15 protein-coding genes are annotated in these 16,528 nt (G+C 72.9%); 3 read left to right on the forward strand and 12 right to left on the reverse strand.

Annotation, left to right across the window (positions count from 1 at the left end):
- Positions 1-276: 276 nt before the first annotated feature.
- The 3 genes from FRANEAN1_RS29700 to guaB all read right to left on the reverse strand — a co-directional run bounded on the left by FRANEAN1_RS29700 (position 277) and on the right by guaB (position 4,669).
- Positions 277-1,644 (reverse strand): hypothetical protein, encoded by a 1,368-nt coding sequence (locus FRANEAN1_RS29700; protein ID WP_020463438.1) that lies wholly within the window; start codon positions 1,642-1,644, stop codon positions 277-279.
- A 118-nt stretch (positions 1,645-1,762) separates the two neighbouring features.
- Positions 1,763-2,893 (reverse strand): GuaB3 family IMP dehydrogenase-related protein, encoded by a 1,131-nt coding sequence (locus FRANEAN1_RS29705; RefSeq protein ID WP_020463439.1) that lies wholly within the window; start codon positions 2,891-2,893, stop codon positions 1,763-1,765.
- A 159-nt stretch (positions 2,894-3,052) separates the two neighbouring features.
- On the reverse strand, positions 3,053-4,669 hold the full coding sequence (guaB, locus tag FRANEAN1_RS29710) for an IMP dehydrogenase (RefSeq protein ID WP_041254919.1): 1,617 nt from the start codon (positions 4,667-4,669) through the stop codon (positions 3,053-3,055).
- Positions 4,670-5,209: 540 nt separating this feature from the next.
- On the opposite strand from guaB, the gene FRANEAN1_RS29715 reads away from it, so the two are divergent.
- Both FRANEAN1_RS29715 and FRANEAN1_RS29720 read left to right on the forward strand, forming a co-directional pair.
- Positions 5,210-5,626 carry a DUF5319 domain-containing protein gene (locus tag FRANEAN1_RS29715; RefSeq protein WP_018505081.1) on the forward strand — a complete coding sequence of 139 codons (417 nt, stop codon included), beginning with the start codon at positions 5,210-5,212 and terminating at the stop codon, positions 5,624-5,626.
- A gap of 527 nt (positions 5,627-6,153) precedes the next feature.
- Positions 6,154-6,486, forward strand: coding sequence for a WhiB family transcriptional regulator (locus FRANEAN1_RS29720; RefSeq protein ID WP_018505082.1), 333 nt, complete (start codon positions 6,154-6,156; stop codon positions 6,484-6,486).
- Between the two features lie 440 nt (positions 6,487-6,926).
- Here FRANEAN1_RS29720 and groL read toward each other — a convergent pair whose 3' ends face one another.
- The 4 genes from groL to FRANEAN1_RS29740 all read right to left on the reverse strand — a co-directional run bounded on the left by groL (position 6,927) and on the right by FRANEAN1_RS29740 (position 10,182).
- Positions 6,927-8,576: a chaperonin GroEL gene (gene groL / locus FRANEAN1_RS29725; protein WP_020463442.1), complete on the reverse strand. Its 1,650-nt coding sequence runs from the start codon at positions 8,574-8,576 to the stop codon at positions 6,927-6,929.
- A 125-nt stretch (positions 8,577-8,701) separates the two neighbouring features.
- Complete coding sequence (groES, locus tag FRANEAN1_RS29730; protein WP_026240216.1) at positions 8,702-9,010, reverse strand: co-chaperone GroES; 309 nt, start codon at positions 9,008-9,010, stop codon at positions 8,702-8,704.
- Positions 9,011-9,134: 124 nt separating this feature from the next.
- Positions 9,135-9,428 carry a hypothetical protein gene (locus FRANEAN1_RS29735; protein ID WP_041256658.1) on the reverse strand — a complete coding sequence of 98 codons (294 nt, stop codon included), beginning with the start codon at positions 9,426-9,428 and terminating at the stop codon, positions 9,135-9,137.
- Between the two features lie 19 nt (positions 9,429-9,447).
- A complete protein-coding gene (locus FRANEAN1_RS29740) occupies positions 9,448-10,182 on the reverse strand; it encodes a MarR family transcriptional regulator (protein WP_020463443.1) in 735 nt (244 codons plus the stop codon).
- Positions 10,183-10,412: 230 nt separating this feature from the next.
- Here FRANEAN1_RS29740 and FRANEAN1_RS29745 point away from each other — a divergent pair, with 230 nt between their 5' ends.
- Complete coding sequence (locus FRANEAN1_RS29745; protein ID WP_020463444.1) at positions 10,413-11,048, forward strand: NAD(P)H-dependent oxidoreductase; 636 nt, start codon at positions 10,413-10,415, stop codon at positions 11,046-11,048.
- Positions 11,049-11,141: 93 nt separating this feature from the next.
- Here the strand turns inward: FRANEAN1_RS29745 and tsaD are convergent, their stop codons facing one another.
- The 5 genes from tsaD to tsaE form a co-directional block, all read right to left on the reverse strand.
- On the reverse strand, positions 11,142-12,164 hold the full coding sequence (gene tsaD / locus FRANEAN1_RS29750) for a tRNA (adenosine(37)-N6)-threonylcarbamoyltransferase complex transferase subunit TsaD (protein ID WP_020463445.1): 1,023 nt from the start codon (positions 12,162-12,164) through the stop codon (positions 11,142-11,144).
- A gap of 52 nt (positions 12,165-12,216) precedes the next feature.
- The gene (gene rimI / locus FRANEAN1_RS29755; RefSeq protein WP_020463446.1) at positions 12,217-12,774 is read right to left on the reverse strand and encodes a ribosomal protein S18-alanine N-acetyltransferase; all 558 of its coding nucleotides are present in this window, start codon (positions 12,772-12,774) and stop codon (positions 12,217-12,219) included.
- A complete protein-coding gene (tsaB, locus tag FRANEAN1_RS29760) occupies positions 12,771-13,634 on the reverse strand; it encodes a tRNA (adenosine(37)-N6)-threonylcarbamoyltransferase complex dimerization subunit type 1 TsaB (protein WP_020463447.1) in 864 nt (287 codons plus the stop codon). Before tsaB ends, rimI begins: the two co-directional genes overlap by 4 nt.
- A 618-nt stretch (positions 13,635-14,252) precedes the next feature.
- Positions 14,253-15,155, reverse strand: coding sequence for a TetR/AcrR family transcriptional regulator (locus tag FRANEAN1_RS29765; protein WP_020463448.1), 903 nt, complete (start codon positions 15,153-15,155; stop codon positions 14,253-14,255).
- Between the two features lie 721 nt (positions 15,156-15,876).
- Entirely contained in the window at positions 15,877-16,398 is a 522-nt protein-coding gene (tsaE, locus tag FRANEAN1_RS29770) for a tRNA (adenosine(37)-N6)-threonylcarbamoyltransferase complex ATPase subunit type 1 TsaE (RefSeq protein ID WP_049795790.1), read from the reverse strand.
- Between the last annotated feature and the right edge of the window lie 130 nt (positions 16,399-16,528).

Here is a 16,528-nt window from a genome sequence, read left to right on the forward strand (position 1 = left end):
CTGTCGCGCCGTTAAAAGCCGACGCCACCCGAACACGAGACCGCTCACCGGGACCGGACCCGCTGCTGCGGACACACCACGCGCCGGCTGGCGGGTGACCGACCGATCCGGGCACCCCGCACGAAACCCGTGCGCGACGCACACGCTCCGGACGAGTCCGATCTGGATGCGCCCGTCTCCCCGTTCGCAACGGCAGCCTCGCCGTTGCCGTTGCCCTTGCGGGTGGAAAGCACGAATCGGTCGCAAACGGGATCATCCCACTGTACACGGGGGCTCTCACCGGAGATTGCGGCAGGCCGCGTAAATCTCGCGCACGATGCGCTGGGAGTTGTCGGACTCGACGTCGCTGTTGAAGGCCAGATACTGCTCCTGGGTGTAGTCAGCCTCGAGTTTCTCCAGCGTGCAGGTGCAGTAGCGCTCGTTGCCGTCGCTCACGCCGAGGCAGGCGTCGATGTAGTCCTTCCGGACGGCCGCGTCGTACCTGCCCACCCCGGCGGACGACGCGGAGGCGGTCGAACCGCTGTCGTCACCCCCGCCGAGAACGAGGAACCCGGCCACGCCGAGCGCGACTACCAGAGCGAACGCCGTGGCCACCGCGAGCACGGTCGGCCGGCGCAGCATCGCGGCGATCCCGCGGGCGGGGTCCTCGGCCGCCGGGTAGCCGTCGGGCCCGCCGCCGTTGTCGGACGTCCCGCCCGGCCCCGCCGCGCCCCAGCGCGCCCGGGGATCCAGCGCGGACGCCCGCAGCCCGCTGGCGAACCGCCGCGCTCCCCCGCCCTCGGGGCCGTGGCCGTCGCCCGGCCTGGCACCGCGGCCCCGGAGGCCCGCCTCATCCTCGTCATCGTCACCGGCCCAGCGGTCCGGGTCGGCGTCGTCCAAGTGCGGGCCGTCCAGGTCGGTGTAGTCGGGATCGGCGTCGTCAAGATCGGTGTCGTCGAGATCGGTGTCGGCCACGTCGAGCTGCCCGGCCGGCCGGGGCCGCCGCGGCCGCGTCATCCGGCGAGGGATGCCCGTCGTGTTCTCCGCAGGATCGCTCGGCGCCACGGCGGAGTCTGCCCGGCCCCCGGACGCGCCCGTGGCTGTCCGGGCGGTCGGCATCGGCCCCGTCGGCATCGGCCCGGTGGCCATCGGCCCGCTCTGAAGCTGCCCAGCTGGAAACGGGCCGGTCGAAAACGGGCCGGTCGTTGTGGGCCGGCCCGATTCCCGCGCGGCCGGCGCCTGGCCCGCCCGCACCGGGCCCGTCCATGCCGGATCTGACCGTGCCGGATCTGACCGTGCCGGGTCCGGGTAGCCGGAGCCGGGGCGGCCGCCGTAGGAGGAGCCTGTGTCGGCCGGCCCCGCGTACGCCTGCCCGGTGTAGATCGGCCCGGTCGCCCCGGTGCCGGCGGAACTGCCGGAGCTCGGGGCGAGCGGACCCGTGTGCGGCGGTGTCCAACCCGTCTGGCCGGAGCCCGCCTGCCCCGGGCCCGCCTGGCCCGAACCGGTGTGGCCCGGACCGGTCTGGCCCGAGGCCGTCCGGCCCGAGCCGGTCGCGGGCATGGCGGACGGCGACGTGGCATTCGCCAGCCGCCAGGTCTGGGCCGCGTCATCCCAGACATAGGCGCCGTCGTCGCTGACCCAGCGGCCGTTCTCGTCGAGGCGCATCGGTCATCCTTCGATCCGGAGACGGACGGCTCCAAGGGTGCCACGGCGGACTTACACCCAAGGCGTCCGGGTCGGCAGCACGACCGACGCACACCGCTGGCTCTCCGGGCCCGTTCCGCTAGCGCCCGGCGGCGATCATGATCTCCGCCTTCTGGAACTCCTTCAACGTCGCGTAGCCCGTTGTGGCCATCGCCGCCCGCAGGGCCCCGGCGATGTTCGCCACACCGTCCTCGGCCGCGACCTCGCCCCCGGTGAGGATCTCGGCGACGGTACGTGACGTCTCGACCGGCGCCCACCGCCCGCGCGGCAGGTCCGAGTGCAGGATCTCCATCGACCAGACCGAGCCCCGCCCAGGGGCGTCCACCGCCTGCGCGAGCGGCGAATCCACCATCACGGCGTCGGCTCCGCAGGCCACGGCCTTCGCCGCGTCCCCGCCGGTGCGCAGGTCGCCATGCGCGATGACGTGGACGTACCGGCCGCCGGACTCGTCGAGGTACCGCATCCGGGCGCCGGCCGCGTCGGCGATCGCAGTCGCCAGCGGAACACCAATTCCGAGGGTCTCGGCCGTGTCGTCGCCGAGGCCGGCACCGACTCCGACGATCACGCCGGCCGCGCCCGTCCGCATGAGATGCAGTGCCGTGGAGAAGGATGCGCAGCCACCGACGATCACCGGGATGTCGAGCTGTCCTATGAACTGCTTGAGATTCAGCGGCTCAGTGCGCCTGGACTGGTGCTCGGCCGACACCGCCGTGCCATGGATGACGAGGAGGTCCACGCCCGCGGCCAGCACGTGCGGGCACAGTGCCCGGACCTTCTGCGGGCGCAGCGCGGCGGCGGTGACCACGCCGGCCTCCCGCATCCGCGCCAGCCGCGCCCCGATGAGCTCGGGCTGCACCGGCGCCGCGTAGAACTCACGCAGGCGCCGGGTCGCCGCCACCGCGCCGGAACGCGCGCCCAGCTCCGCGACCTCCTCGAGCAGCGGCTCGGGGTCCTCGTGCCTGGTCCACAGCCCCTCGAGGTGCAGCACGCCGAGCCCACCCTGGCGCCCGACGGCGATCGCGGACTCCGGCGAGGTCACCGCGTCGGCCGGCGCCGCGACGATCGGCAGATCGAAGTGATAGGCGTCGATCTCCCAGGCGAGTGACACGTCGGCTGGGTCCCGGGTGCGCCGCGAGGGAACGATGCCCACGGCGTCAAGGCCGTAGCCCACTCGCGCGTTCTTCCCGATACCGATTTCGACGTCTGCCACCGTGTCCCGGCCTCCTGGTCAGCCCGTTTGGTCCCGCCGACCATCCTGCCTGGTGCGTCGGCGTCCGGCGGCGGGGATACGGAACGACGAGCGCCGCGCGGCCGCTGGAACGGCTGGCGGCCGGCGGCGGAGAGAGACCTCCCGACCACCGGCCGCGACTCACCGGGTGTAGTTCGGCGCCTCGACCGTCATCTGGACGTCGTGCGCGTGGCTCTCGGTCAGGCCAGCCGACGTGATCCGCACCAGCTGGCTGTTCTCCTGGAGATCACGGATGGTCGCGGCACCCGTGTACCCCATCGCGGCCTGCAGGCCGCCGATCAGCTGGTGGGCCATCCCGGCCAGCGAGCCGCGGTAGGGCACCTGGCCCTCGACACCCTGGGGGACGAGCTTGTCGTCGGAGAGGACGTCGTCCTGGAAGTAGCGGTCCTTGGAGTAGGAGCGGGTGTCGCCGCGGCTGCGCATGGCGCCGAGCGAGCCCATCCCCCGGTAGGACTTGTACTGCTTGCCGTTGATGAAGATGAGCTCACCGGGGCTCTCGTCGACACCGGCGAGCAGGCTGCCGAGCATCACGGTGTCCGCGCCGACGGCAATCGCCTTGGCGATGTCACCGGAGTACTGCAGCCCGCCGTCGCCGATGACCGGCACGCCGGCGGCCCGCGCCGCCCGCGCCGCCTCGTAGATCGCGGTGACCTGCGGAACACCCACGCCGGTGACCACCCGGGTCGTGCAGATCGAGCCCGGCCCGACCCCGACCTTGACGGCGTCGGCGCCGGCCGCGATGAGCGCGGCGGCCCCGGCCGCGGTGGCGATGTTGCCACCGATGACGTCGAGCGGACGGCCGTCCACCCCGGCGGGCATCTCGGCCTTGATCCGGGCGATCATGTCGGGGACGGCGTGGTGGTGGCCGTGCGCGGTGTCGACGACGAGGAAGTCCACCCCGGCGGCGACGAGGACCTGGGCGCGCTTCAGCGCGTCCTCGCCGACGCCGACCGCGGCGCCGACCACGAGGCGGCCGTCCGCGTCCTTGGTCGCCCGCGGGTACTGCTCGCGCTTGGTGAAGTCCTTGACCGTGATCAGTCCGCACAGCCGGTCGTGCCCGTCGACGATGGGCAGCTTCTCGACCTTGTTGTGCCGCAGCAGAGCGAGCGCGTCGTCCGCCGAGACCCCGACCGGTGCCGTGATCAGCGGCATGCGGGTCATCACTTCGTGGACGCGGCGGGTGTAGTCCCGCTCGAAGCGGATGTCGCGGTTGGTCACGATCCCGACGAGGCGGCCGTCCGGCTCGGTCACCGGGACGCCGGAGATGCGGTAACGCGCCATGAGCACGTTCGCCTCTTCGATGGTGGCGTCCGGCCCGCAGGTGATCGGGGAGGTGATCATCCCCGACTCGGACCGCTTCACCATGTCGACCTGCTGTGCCTGGTCGTCGACGGACAGGTTGCGGTGCAGCACGCCGACGCCGCCCTGGCGGGCCATCGCGATCGCCATCCGGGCCTCGGTCACGGTGTCCATCGCGGAGGACACCAGCGGGACCGCCAGCGAGATGTTGCGGGACAGCCGCGTGGTCGTGTCGACGCCCGACGGCGCCACCTCGGACGCCGCCGGCAGCAGCAGGACGTCGTCGAAGGTGAGGCCGAGCATCGCGAGCTTCGGCGGGAGCGCCGGCCCCTCGGCGCCCAGGCTGTCAGCGACGTGCCGGACGGGCGACTGGTCGAGGTCGGGTTCCCCGGTCGCGCGCGTGATCGAGGTCGTCGGGTTGGCGGGGGAACCGTCCATGGCACCTTCCGTTCGCATCGGCCCGGCGCCGGCGGGAGCGTCCCCGCGATGTCTGGGGAGTCCCGCGCCCGGGAACCGGCGCGAGCCGGTCTGCCCGGGCAGGCGGGTGAAGCATGCTGGGCTCCGCGCGGCCCGCCGGTCGGGCGACGGTGATACTCCATCGTAGAGGCCCGGCAACGGCTCCGAACTCCCCGGCGTGACCGAGAGCACCACGCATGCCACAGGACGGGCGCCGGGGTCGGGGGCGCACCCGTCCGTGGGCACCCCGCCCAAACAACGCTCACCAAAGGTGCAAAACGGACCAGCTGCTACCACGAGGGCCGGCGTCGCGGATCCGGAATCGCATAAATGGGTCACAGACAACCGGCGCGCGGAGCACGGACCATGCGCGCGGCCCGTCACTGCCACACCAGACGAGCTGCCCCGGCACGAAGGGAAGCCATCCAGGCTGGGACAGATTGGGGCATGCTGGAGCGAAAGCCCCGCACGTCAGTGCCGGACTCCGTATCGGGACCACTAAGCTTGGGCTGCGAGCGTAGCGTGTTCCTCGTGAGCAACGAGCCCCTCGACCCCTTCGCGGGCGACCCCGAGGACCCGGCGGCCGAGCTCGCGCAGCTCGACTCCGCCGAGGATCTGGAACTACTCGAACCGCTGTCCCTACGCGAGCGGGAAGAGATCCTCGCCGAGCTGGGCGACCTCGACGTCTTCCGGACCCTGCTCGAACCACGTGGTTACCGGGGTCTCGTCGTCGACTGCGAGGGGTGCGCCGAGCCGCACTACTTCGACTGGGACCTGCTGGCCGGCAACCTACGGCACCTCCTAGACGAGGGCCGTACACGGGTGCACGAGCCTGCCTTCGCCCCGGATCCGGCGTGCTACGTGAGCTGGGAGTACGCCCGCGGCTTCGCTGACGGGGTGTACGAGGCCTCAGCCGCCTCCGAGGCGGACACCCGCTGACCGACCGGCTCTCACCAGCCGTTACAACCCGGCCCGGCCGACACGGGCCGGGCACCCCTGCCCGCCCGCGGCTCCGGCGACCGACGCCGGGGCCGGCATCGGAGCGCGGCCGTTCGCCCCGCCCCGCACAGCCCGCCGCGGCGAGCGTGTGGGGAAACTCGATGTCGGTTCGTGTGACCCGCACCGGCGGCGGGTAGGCGAGGGACTGTCGGCGGGGCGCGCACCACCCGTGACCGGCGGTGATCCGCACGCGTCGACACCGGCGGTCGGACGTCCACGGTTCCATCTGGTCGCGCCGTCCCGCCCGCTGTCTGCGCGAGCCTGCGCCGGTAGCGCGGTCCGTCAGCGGTGGACGGCATCCACGGTGTCCCAGCCTCTCGGTGAACCTACCGGGTAGCAGGGACCTCACCGGGAGGCGGCGCCGGTCGACCGGGTGAAATTTCAAGATCTCCAGTCGATGGCGAGCGGCTACGGTGACCGGGTAGTCGCGGCGCCAGCCGCTCAGGTCGAAAGGGGGGGTCAGGCCGATGACCGACGTCCGACGACTTCCAGGCCCCGGCGCGGAGAAGTGGGAGTGGCAGCTCCACGGCGCCTGTCGAGGTGAGAGCACCGAGCTGTTCTTCCATCCCGAGGGCGAACGCGGCCCGGCCAGAGCCGCGCGGGAGGCGGCGGCGAAGGCGATCTGCGCACGCTGCCCGGTAATCCGGGCGTGTGGGGAACATGCCCTCGCCGCCCGGGAACCGTACGGCGTGTGGGGCGGAATGAGCGAGTCCGAGCGGGAGGCGGTCCTCACCGGGCGCACCCGCAGGGGCGCCGCCCGTCACGCGCCCGCCCGGCCGGGGCTCGCCCCGGCCTGCTGAAACCAGCCGCCGGATGCGAAGATCCCCCGGCCCGTACCCCCGCTCCGGGACGTACGGGCCCGGGGATCTTTTCTTTTGCCCGGAGTATGCGCGCCGCCGGCCGAGCACCGGGGGCTCGTGTTCCCGGTGTCTCCCCGCCGGCGCCGCTCCCGCCAGCAGGCCGGTTCGCGCCGCCGTATGCGGGCATGTCTCCCCATCCCCGGCGACCACCCGCGACGGGTGAGCGCCCCGGGGCCGCTGTCGGATCCCTGACCTCGGGTGGCGCCGCGCGCGCCGGCGATACCCGCACCCCGAGCCAGGGCGGGTCACGGCCCCGGACACGACAAAGCCCGGTCGGTCCGCGGACCGACCGGGCCTCACCTGCCGAATCACCGCACTACCCGCCACAGGTGCCGGGCCGTGCACCGCCGGTCACCCGACGGCTCAGCTCACCCGACGGCTCAGAAACCCGGCCCGTGCGAGTGGCCGTGGCCATGGCCGCCGTGCGAGTGGTCGTGGCCGTGGCCGGCCTCGGCCTCCTCGGGCTTCTCCGCCACCAGGCTCTCGGTGGTGATGAGCAGCGCGGCGATGGAGGCCGCGTTCGCCACCGCGGAGCGGGTGACCTTCACGGGGTCGACCACGCCGGCCGCGACCAGGTCGACGTACTCGCCGGTGGCCGCGTTGAAGCCCCGGCCGACGTCGCCCTCGCGGACCTTGGACACGATCACCGCGCCCTCGAGGCCGGCGTTGCGCGCGATCCAGGTGAGCGGCGCGTCGAGCGCCGCGCGCACGACCCGCACCCCGGAACGCTCGTCACCGGTCAGGCCGAGGTCACCGTCGAGGACCTTGGCCGCGTGGACGAGCGCGCTGCCGCCGCCCGCCACGATGCCCTCCTCGACCGCGGCCCGGGTCGCCGACACGGCGTCCTCGAGACGGTGCTTCTTCTCCTTGAGCTCGACCTCGGTGGCGGCGCCGACGCGGATGACGGCGACCCCGCCGGCCAGCTTGGCCAGGCGCTCCTGGAGCTTCTCGCGGTCCCAGTCCGAGTCGGAGAGTTCGATCTCCGCCTTCATCTGCCGGACGCGCTCGGCGACCGCGTCGGCGTCGCCGGCACCGTCGACGATCGTGGTGAGGTCCTTGTCGACGACGATCCGCCGCGCCCGGCCGAGCTCGGCGAGCGTGATCGAGTCGAGCTTGAGACCCACCTCGGTCGCGACGACCTGGCCACCGGTCAGGACCGCGAGGTCCTGCAGCATCGCCTTGCGGCGGTCACCGAAGCCGGGGGCCTTCACCGCGACGACCTGGAAGGTCTTGCGCACCGCGTTGACGACCAGGGTCGACAGCGCCTCGCCCTCGACGTCCTCAGCGATGATCAGCAGCGGCTTACGCTCCTGCACCACCTGCTCGAGGATCGGCAGGATGTCGTTCAGCGCGCTGATCTTGCCAGGGTGCAGCAGCACGTAGGCGTCCTCGAGGACGGCCTCCATGCTCTCCTGGTCGGTCACGAAGTACGGCGAGATGTAGCCCTTGTCGAACTGCATCCCCTCGGTGAGCTCGAGGTCCAGACCCATGGTCTGGCTCTCCTCGATGGTGATCACACCGTCCTTGCCGATCTTGTCCATCGCCTCGGCGATGAGTTCGCCGACCTGGGCGTCCTGCGCCGAGATCGCAGCGACCTGCGCGATGGTCTCCTTCGAGCCGATCTCGATCGCGGCTTCCAGCAGCGCCGACGAGACAGCGGCGACCGCCGCCTCGATGCCGATCTTGAGCGAGAGCGGGGCGGCCCCGGCCGTCACCTGCCGCAGGCCCTGGCGGACCATCTCCTGGGCCAGCACCGTGGCCGTCGTCGTCCCGTCGCCGGCGACGTCGTTGGTCTTGGTGGCGACCTCCTTGGCGAGCTGCGCCCCCAGGTTCTGGTAAGGGTCGTCCAGCTCGACCTCACGCGCGATCGTCACACCGTCGTTGGTGATCGTCGGCGCGCCGTACGACTTGTTGATGACGACGTTGCGGCCGCGCGGACCGATCGTCACCTTGACCGCGTCCGCGAGGGCGTTCACGCCCCGCTCGAGCGACCGGCGGGCGTCCTCGTTGAACGTCAGAATCTTCGGCATACCTGTGTGTCCTCCCGACACCGCTGCCGGCGGGAACAAGAAGGGCGCGCCCCACCGCGGCCCCCCGGCGGAAACCAGGGGACCACCGGTGGGACACGCCCTGCCTGCTGCTACCGGCGTCCGGTCTACTTCTCGATGATCGCGAGGACGTCCCGGGCGGAGAGCACCAGGTACTCCTCGCCGGCGTACTTGACCTCGGTGCCGCCGTACTTGCTGTAGAGCACCACGTCGCCGACCTTGACGTCGAGCGGGACGCGCTTGCCGTCCTCGAACCGACCCGGGCCGACGGCAAGGACGGTGCCCTCCTGGGGCTTCTCCTTGGCGGTGTCCGGGATCACGATGCCTGACGCGGTGGTCGTCTCGGCGTCCGAGGGCTGGACGACGATCCGGTCCTCGAGCGGCTTGATTGCAACCTTGGTGGCGGTCGTCACGATCGACCTCCCCCTTCCTTCGCTGGATGAGAGAGCGACCCTGGCGGCCTGCCGTCGCGGGTGAACAGGCGCCTGTCGCTGGCACTCTCAAGTGCCGAGTGCCAACCTAGCACCCGCACCACCCACGTCAACCAAGAAGGTCGGATCTGTCAAGACGGTTCGGCGCGCGCTCGAACTGCCAGGCATGCGCGGATCCGGCAATGAGCCCATCCGGGGGGTCCGGGAGCGGCGGGTCGCCGGCGGCAGCACTCGTGGACTCCTCGACGCCGAGGTGCAGGAGGACCACCACGAGGCCCGTGGACGGCCCACGGCCGAGATAGATCTCGGCATCCCGCCCGCGCACCGCCGCTCGGGCCCATCGCTCCAGCTCCGCGGCCTGACCGGGGGCCGCCTTCGCCTCCCACATCCACGTGACCGTCATCGCGGCCCGACCCGCCCGGTCAGCAGCTCGGCTCGGCGCGGCCAGCACCGGGCCCGCCGGTGATGTCGGTGGCGCCGGCGACACCCGCGCAGGCACCGGGGCCGCCACAACCGGTGGTGGCACTCTGCAGCGTGACCTCGGCCGTGGCGCACGCGGCGGCACCCCTGGTCGGATCCATCGCGACCAGGTGTGCCGCGACGAGCCGCGCCAGCCCGGTGAAGACCTCCCGGTCCGCGGGCGCCAGCGGCGCCAGGACGTGGTCGTCGACGGCGCGCAGCTGCCGCCGCACCCGCTCGTGCTCCTGGATTCCCCGCTCGGTGGCGATGATCATTCGTGCCCGGCGGTCCGCCGGGTCCGGCCGGCGCTCGACCAGGCCGGCGCGCTCCATCTCGTCGACCAGCCGGACCATCACGGTCCGGTCGATGGAGAAACGGCGGGCGACCTCGATCTGGTTGTGCGCCGTTCCTCCGACCGCGGCGTCCAGCACGTAGAAACCCTTGAGACCACCGGGCAGGCCACCGACGGCGCTCGCGGACGCGGCCAGGTACCCGTGCTGGATCTGGCCGACGATCCAGCGCAGGTCGTCGCGGACCTCGTCGGGCAGCTCGAGCTCCGCGTCGGCGGCGACGGACGGACAGTCGGCGGCAGACGGGCCAGCGGCGACCGACGGCTCATCCTGTCGCTCCGCCGCCGGGGAGGCGGGCCGGAGCACGACGGAGGCCGGCATCGGCGACGCGCCCGAGGACCGCTCCACCCGAACACCGTACCCCGATCATCATGAACTAATCTGCGGAACAGATAGGTGTTGACAAAGATTATTGCTTGGAACGACTATCTGTTCGCACACCAAAATCACCGGAGTCGACGGGGAGTCGACGGGACGCACACGGCGCCAGCGCCGGATCGGCCGGATCGGCACCCTCCCTCCCGCGGCGCGCGCCGAGACCGGCACCCGCCTCCCGATCGTGATCAAGGAGAGCTCCGATGCCCCACCTGCTGCACATCGACTCCAGCCTCGCCCCGGAGGGCTCCGTCTCCCGCGGAGTCGCCGAGGCCTACGCCGAGTCCTGGCGCAAGCACCACCCGGACGGCACGCTGACCCACCGCGACCTGGCCACCAGCCCGCCGCCGCACCTGAACTGGGCGCTGGTGTCCGGCGGCCAGACACCCCCCGAGCAGCGCACACCCGAGCAGGCCGAGGCCGTGAAGATCCGCGAGGAGTACCTCGAGGAGGTCGAGAGCGCCGACGAGTACGTGATCTCGGTGCCGATGTACAACTACGCCTACCCGTCGACGATCAAGGCCTGGCTGGACCAGGTCATCGTCATGGGCCGCACGGCCGGCGGGACGGCCGGCGACGGCGTGCTGGCGGGCAGGAAGGTCACCGTCATCACCGCGCAGGGGGGCTCCTACGCCCCCGGCGCCCCCAAGGAGGGCTGGGACCACCAGGTCCCCTACCTGCGCCACGCCTTCGAGGCACTCGGCGCCGACAACATCGAGTTCATCACCGTCGTGATGACGCTGTCGAAGGTGAACCCGGCGCTCGCCGCGTTCACCGACGTGTTCGAGGCCTCCCGGACGGCCGCGGAGCAGACGGCCCGCGACCGCGCCGCCGCCTGAGCGCCGCCCGGCCCGGGACCCGTGGCGGGTCCCGGGCCGGCGAAGGTGGTCAGAAGGCCGTCAGCGGGTGGAGACGTCAGAGAGCGGAAACGGTCAGAGGGCGAGCGTGGAGGACGCGGGAAGGTCCAGCGGCGAGGGCTCGACGCCGGCCTCGACCCGCAGCGACCCGAGCGCCGCGACCATCGCGCCGTTGTCGGTGCACAGCCCCGGCCGCGGGATCCGCAGCGTGATGCCCGCCGCCTCGCAGCGCAGCGCGGCGAGCACGCGCAGCCGGCTGTTGGCCGCGACACCGCCCCCGACCACCAGGGTGTCCACACCGTGCGCCCGGCAGGCCGCGACCGCCTTCGCGGTGAGCACGTCCGCCACGGCCTCCTGGAACGACGCCGCGACATCCGCGACCGGCACGGGCTCGCCGGCCCGCCGCCGGGCCTCCACCCAGCGGGCGACCGCGGTCTTGAGCCCGGAGAAGGAGAAGTCGAACGTGCCGTCCCCCGCCTTGGCGCGCGGGAACGGGATGCGCGGGCTGCCCTCGCGGGCCGCCGCGTCGATCGGCGGGCCACCCGGGAACGGCATGCCGAGCAACCGGGCGACCTTGTCGTAGGCCTCCCCCGCGGCGTCGTCCACCGTGGCCCCCAGCGACTCGACCGGCTCGGCCGCGAGATCGGGGACCAGCAGCAACGAGCTGTGCCCACCAGAGACCAGCAGCGCCACCGCCGGGCGCGGCAGCGGGCCGTGCTCAAGCGTGTCGACGGCGACGTGCGCGGCGAGATGGTGCACCCCGTGCAGCGGGACACCCAGCGCCAGCGCGTACGCCTTCGCCGCGGCGACCCCGACCAGCAGCGCGCCGGCCAGCCCCGGGCCGGATGTCACCGCGACGGCGTCGACGTCCCGGGGGCGCAGGCCGGCGCGGTCCAACGCCAGCTCGATCGTCGGGACCATCGCCTCCAGGTGCGCCCGCGCGGCGATCTCGGGCACCACGCCGCCGTACCGGGCGTGCTCGTCGACCGAGGAGGCGAGCGCGTCGGCGAGCAACTCGCCGCCACGGACGAGGCCGACGCCGGTCTCGTCGCACGAGGTCTCGATGCCCAGCACCAGCGGTCGGGCCGGTGTCCTCATGTCCTACCCCCCGCCGCGGCGCCGGCGGCCCTCACGACGGTGCCGAGAGCCCTCACGAGGCGGCCCTGGCGTCCCGCAGGACGGCCGCCTCGACCCGGTCCAGCAGCGCCCCGTAGCCGACGGTGTCGATCGGCCGCACGCGCATCACGTAGGCGTCGCCGCCCGACGGCTGGTAGTAGCCGCGACGGACGCCGAGATCGACGAACCCGAGCCGGGTGTAGAGGGCCCGCGCAGGCCGGTTGTCGGTGCGCACCTCGAGCCCGCAGCTGCGGGCGCCACGCCGCCGCGCCTCCCGGAGCTGGGCGATCATCAGCCGCGATCCGAGGTGACGCCCGCGCATGGCCGGGACGACCCCGATCGTCTGGATGTAGGACTCGTCGCCCTGCAGCGCCAGCCCGGCGTAGCCGACGATCGAGCCGCCCGCGACCGCGACCAGGTAGTGCCGGTTGTCGCCCTGCGCGAGCTCCGACCAGAAGAGCTCGGCCGACCAGGGGTCCAGGTCGAAGACCTGCCGCTCCAGGGTCGCGATCTCGCCCAGGTGCCACCAGCGCATCGGCACGAGGTCGACGTCGCCCGCGCTCGGCGTCGGGTTCACGGCAGCGGCGCTCATACCGGCATCGTCCCGGCCGGCGCTGCTCCGGCCGGCGCTGCTCCGGTGGCGGCCGTGGCCGACCGCGCCGACTCCGAGCGCGAGGCGGTGACGACTTTGGGGCCCCGGGGCTCGGCGGCGTCGGGCCGCCGCAGGTAGCGGGGGGTGAGCGGCCCGGGATCACGCCCGGCCACGATGTCCGCGGCGACGAGGCGGGCGAGCACCTCCGGCGCCGGATACTCCGGCTCGGCTCCACTCAACTCGCCCGAACCACTCAACTCGCCCGAACCACTCTGGGCGTCCGAGCCGCTTTGCTCGCCCGAACCGGTCAGCTCGCCCGGACCGCCGGCGGGCGGGGTGCCGAAGCCGGCGAACGCGTCCGGGTACAGATCGGCCCCGGGCCCTGTCACCCGTTCGACGCCGGCGGCGCGCAGATCCGCGGCGACAGTCGCCGGGGCTCCCACACCGGGCTCGCCGACACGCGTTCCGTCCTGGTAGCGGGCCCAGAACACCTCACGGCGCCGTGCGTCGGTGATGACGCCGACCGGGCCGGTCGTCGCGGCCCCGATGCCGTCCAGGGAGCAGACGCCGTAGGCCGGGACGCCGAGCGCGGCGGCGAACGCGGCCCCGGTGACCATGCCCACCCGCAGGCTGGTGAACGGGCCCGGGCCGGCCCCGACGACGACGGCGCGCACCTCGGGCGGGCGGACGCCGGCCGCGGCGAGCACGTCGCGCATCATCGGCGCCAGCAGCTCACCGTGGCGGCGGGCGTCCCAGACCACCCGGGAGGCACGGACCAACGGCCCGGCGGGCGGCACGCCGAGCTCGACCAGCGCGACCGCGCAGGCCGCCGTCGAGGTGTCGAGCGCCAGGACGAGCACCCGTCCAGCCTACGGACCCCCGCTGCCGGGCCCGCACCCGGCGCGCGGCACCGGGTGCGGGGGACTGATCGATCCGTATGCCGAGCATCCGCCCAGGCGATTGGGCAGCGCAGTTGCGCGGGCCTCCGGAAGGAGTCCCGGACCCCCGACTCCGAAAAAATCCGCAGAAAACTCGCCGGGACGGCATCCCGACGGTGAACGCTCCCGTGAGCGCATCAACGACAAGAGAATTCACCGTATGCCCGGAAGGAATATCGGACCGGAAAGGCAGCAGGGCGAAAGAAGTGCATTCCCCGACATCGGCGGCCGGTAACAAGAGGTAACACGAGCGCCGGGCCACACCCCCCGGACCGCCGGGCCGAGCCGCCAAAAAATCACAACAGAAGAACTACCAGAACCACGCGGGCCGACCGGAGCAGGCCGGACCGGCGGACCCGGACCCGACCGGCGCGACCACCAACGCCGCCCAGAAAAACAACGGGAACCAAACGCATCGAGTGGTGCGGTGTACCGGGCGGGCCCGTCAGCGTGTCCGTCAGGGCGTGGCGGTCGCCGGACGGCGGCCGGACGCGTCAGACCGGTCCCGACATGTACGCCGGGACCGGTCCGGGAGAAAACCTAGTGGGTCAGCCGGCCGGCGCCGCCGGAGCGGAGCCTGATCCGGGGGTCGACGCCGCCCGCCGGCGCGCCGGCGCGAGCCAGCACCGGCCCGGCGCCGAGGCCGCCCGCACCGCGCGTCGCGATCCCGCCTGGACCAGCGGCTCCGTGGCGGCGCGGGGGCGAGGCGGGCGAGGCCGGCACGGGGCCCGGGGGAACCGGGCCGGCGGCGGGCGTCTGCGCACCGGAGCCCGCCGGCGGGAAGGCCGGCCGCAGGGGGGTCCAGCCGGTGTAGCCGAGCATCCGCAGCGCCGAGGCGGTGAGCTTCTGCGCGACCTGCTCGACCGACCAGCCGAGGGTGTCGAGCAGGTCGACGATCACCCGCTCGTCGAAGACCGAGGCCCACAACAGCACCGCGTACTCGGGCTCCTGAGGCGGCAGCACGCCGTTGTCCACCAGGCCGAGCACGACCGGCGCGAGCACCTGGTGCAGCTTGGAGACGAGGTCGTCACGGGCCTGCAGCCGAGCGAGGTACCCCTGGGCGGAGCGCACGTGCACCGCCGCCCGCCCCCACCGCGCGGCCGAGCGGACCCACACCTCGCAGACGACCTCGAAGTTGCCCAGGTGGTCCTCACCGACCGCCAGGGCGCGGATGTCGGTTACCAGTACGTCGATGAGCTGGAGGTAGTACACGTCGAGGGCGTCGTGGACGTCGGCGAAGTGGCGGTACGCGGTCGCTGTCGAGACGCCCGCCTCCGCCGCGAGGTCGACGAGGCTGAAGCGGCGCCCGTTGCGGGCGAGGAGCCGGCCCACGGCGTCGAGCAGATCACGCCGGCTCGCGAGGAAGTCGCTGCGTGTACGGCGGGACCGGGTCGACCGCTCCACCGGAGCGTCCACAAGGTCGGCAGCGGTGCTGCTGCGCACTCGCCCCCCTCTCCCGGCCACAACGGGCCATCCCGGTTCTCCGCGGCCCGTACATGAAGCAGTCGGGCCGCTACATGCATGAACTTCGCGCCTACGCCGCCAATATAGCGGAACAACTCATCAACTACAGAACGTTGACTATTTGTCCTCAAGCGCTACTTGCCACGACACGCCCACCCGAGACGCGGTATAGGAACGGGGTCGGGGGCGAACATTAACACTGGGACATCTGACCTTAACATGATCTAGGTCACCCGCTGCTATGCGACGGCTCACGTCCGACCGCCAACGCCATTCCGGAACGGCAGCGAAAATTCACCGCCGGTGAGCCCCCGTGTTCCTGGAATCACTTCACCGGGTTACCCGAACATGCCCACCCGAATAGGTGCTAGGACGGCGCGGAGCCCGGCGGCCTGCCTGGCCGTCCCGGGAATTCCACCGACGGGGGCTGGTTCCCGCGCCACGGGAGCCCGCCGCACCGAGACGGTTCCCGCCCTCAGGACATCGCGGCATCGCTGCCGGCACGGGTCCGGGCGCGGGTAGCGCGTCGTGCGTGCCACGATCCCGGCGGCACGCCCGGCCACCACCAACAGGCCGGCACCAACAGGTCGACGCGATCCGGCCCGAGCTCGACAGCACCCGACCCGCCGCCCGGCCCGGTAAGAGGCCGGCACGCACCGGCGGACGCCGACGGGCCGGGTGCACCGATGGCACGACTCGGCTAACGCGCCGCGGGCCCCTGCGGGTGCGGTGTGAGGTCCGGAGCGGCCAGCGCGGTCAGCCGGGCGGCCCAGTCGGCCCCCGCGGGCCGCAGCCGCACCCGCCGCACATCGCCGGTCTCGTCGCCGGACGGACGGCTGATCTCCACCCGCAGATGGGCCGCGGCCATCTGCTCCACCAGCCCGGAACCCCACTCGACCGCGCACACCGACCGCCCGAGATCGGCGTCCAGATCGAGATCGTCGACCTCGGCGGCGCCACCGAGCCGGTAGGCGTCCACGTGGACCAGCGGCAGGCGGCCATCGGTGTGCACCCGGGCGAGGACGAACGTCGGCGACGTCACCGGGGAGCACACCCCGAGGCCGGCCGCGAGCCCCTGGACGAAAACGGTCTTGCCGGCGCCCAGCGGGCCGTCCAGGATGATCAGGTCACCGGCGCGCAGCAGCGGCGCGAGGCGCGCGCCGAGCGCACGCATCTGGTCGGGATCCTCGACCGCGATCTCGGGGACGGCGGGCGTGGTCATCGGTACGTATCCGTCCTCGTCCGTGGTTCTTCGTATGTCGCCGGCGCGTCGTCGTCACCCGGCCCGCCGTCGTCACCCGGCGCGCCGTCGTCACCCGGCGCGCCGTCGGGCGCCGCGGAGCCGGGTCCGA

It is taken from the genome of Parafrankia sp. EAN1pec (assembly GCF_000018005.1).
GTDB lineage: Bacteria > Actinomycetota > Actinomycetes > Frankiales > Frankiaceae > Parafrankia > Parafrankia soli.

Excerpts from the sequence above, each read along its gene's own strand:
- tsaE (WP_049795790.1), bottom strand. The coding sequence starts at position 16,398 with ATGACCACGCCCGCCGTCCCCGAGATCGCGGTCGAGGATCCCGACCAG.
- guaB (WP_041254919.1), bottom strand. The coding sequence starts at position 4,669 with ATGGACGGTTCCCCCGCCAACCCGACGACCTCGATCACGCGCGCGACC.
- tsaD (WP_020463445.1), bottom strand. The coding sequence starts at position 12,164 with ATGAGGACACCGGCCCGACCGCTGGTGCTGGGCATCGAGACCTCGTGC.
- FRANEAN1_RS29745 (WP_020463444.1), top strand. The coding sequence starts at position 10,413 with ATGCCCCACCTGCTGCACATCGACTCCAGCCTCGCCCCGGAGGGCTCC.
- groL (WP_020463442.1), bottom strand. The coding sequence starts at position 8,576 with ATGCCGAAGATTCTGACGTTCAACGAGGACGCCCGCCGGTCGCTCGAG.
- FRANEAN1_RS29735 (WP_041256658.1), bottom strand. The coding sequence starts at position 9,428 with ATGACGGTCACGTGGATGTGGGAGGCGAAGGCGGCCCCCGGTCAGGCC.
- rimI (WP_020463446.1), bottom strand. The coding sequence starts at position 12,774 with ATGAGCGCCGCTGCCGTGAACCCGACGCCGAGCGCGGGCGACGTCGAC.
- FRANEAN1_RS29700 (WP_020463438.1), bottom strand. The coding sequence starts at position 1,644 with ATGCGCCTCGACGAGAACGGCCGCTGGGTCAGCGACGACGGCGCCTAT.
- FRANEAN1_RS29720 (WP_018505082.1), top strand. The coding sequence starts at position 6,154 with ATGACCGACGTCCGACGACTTCCAGGCCCCGGCGCGGAGAAGTGGGAG.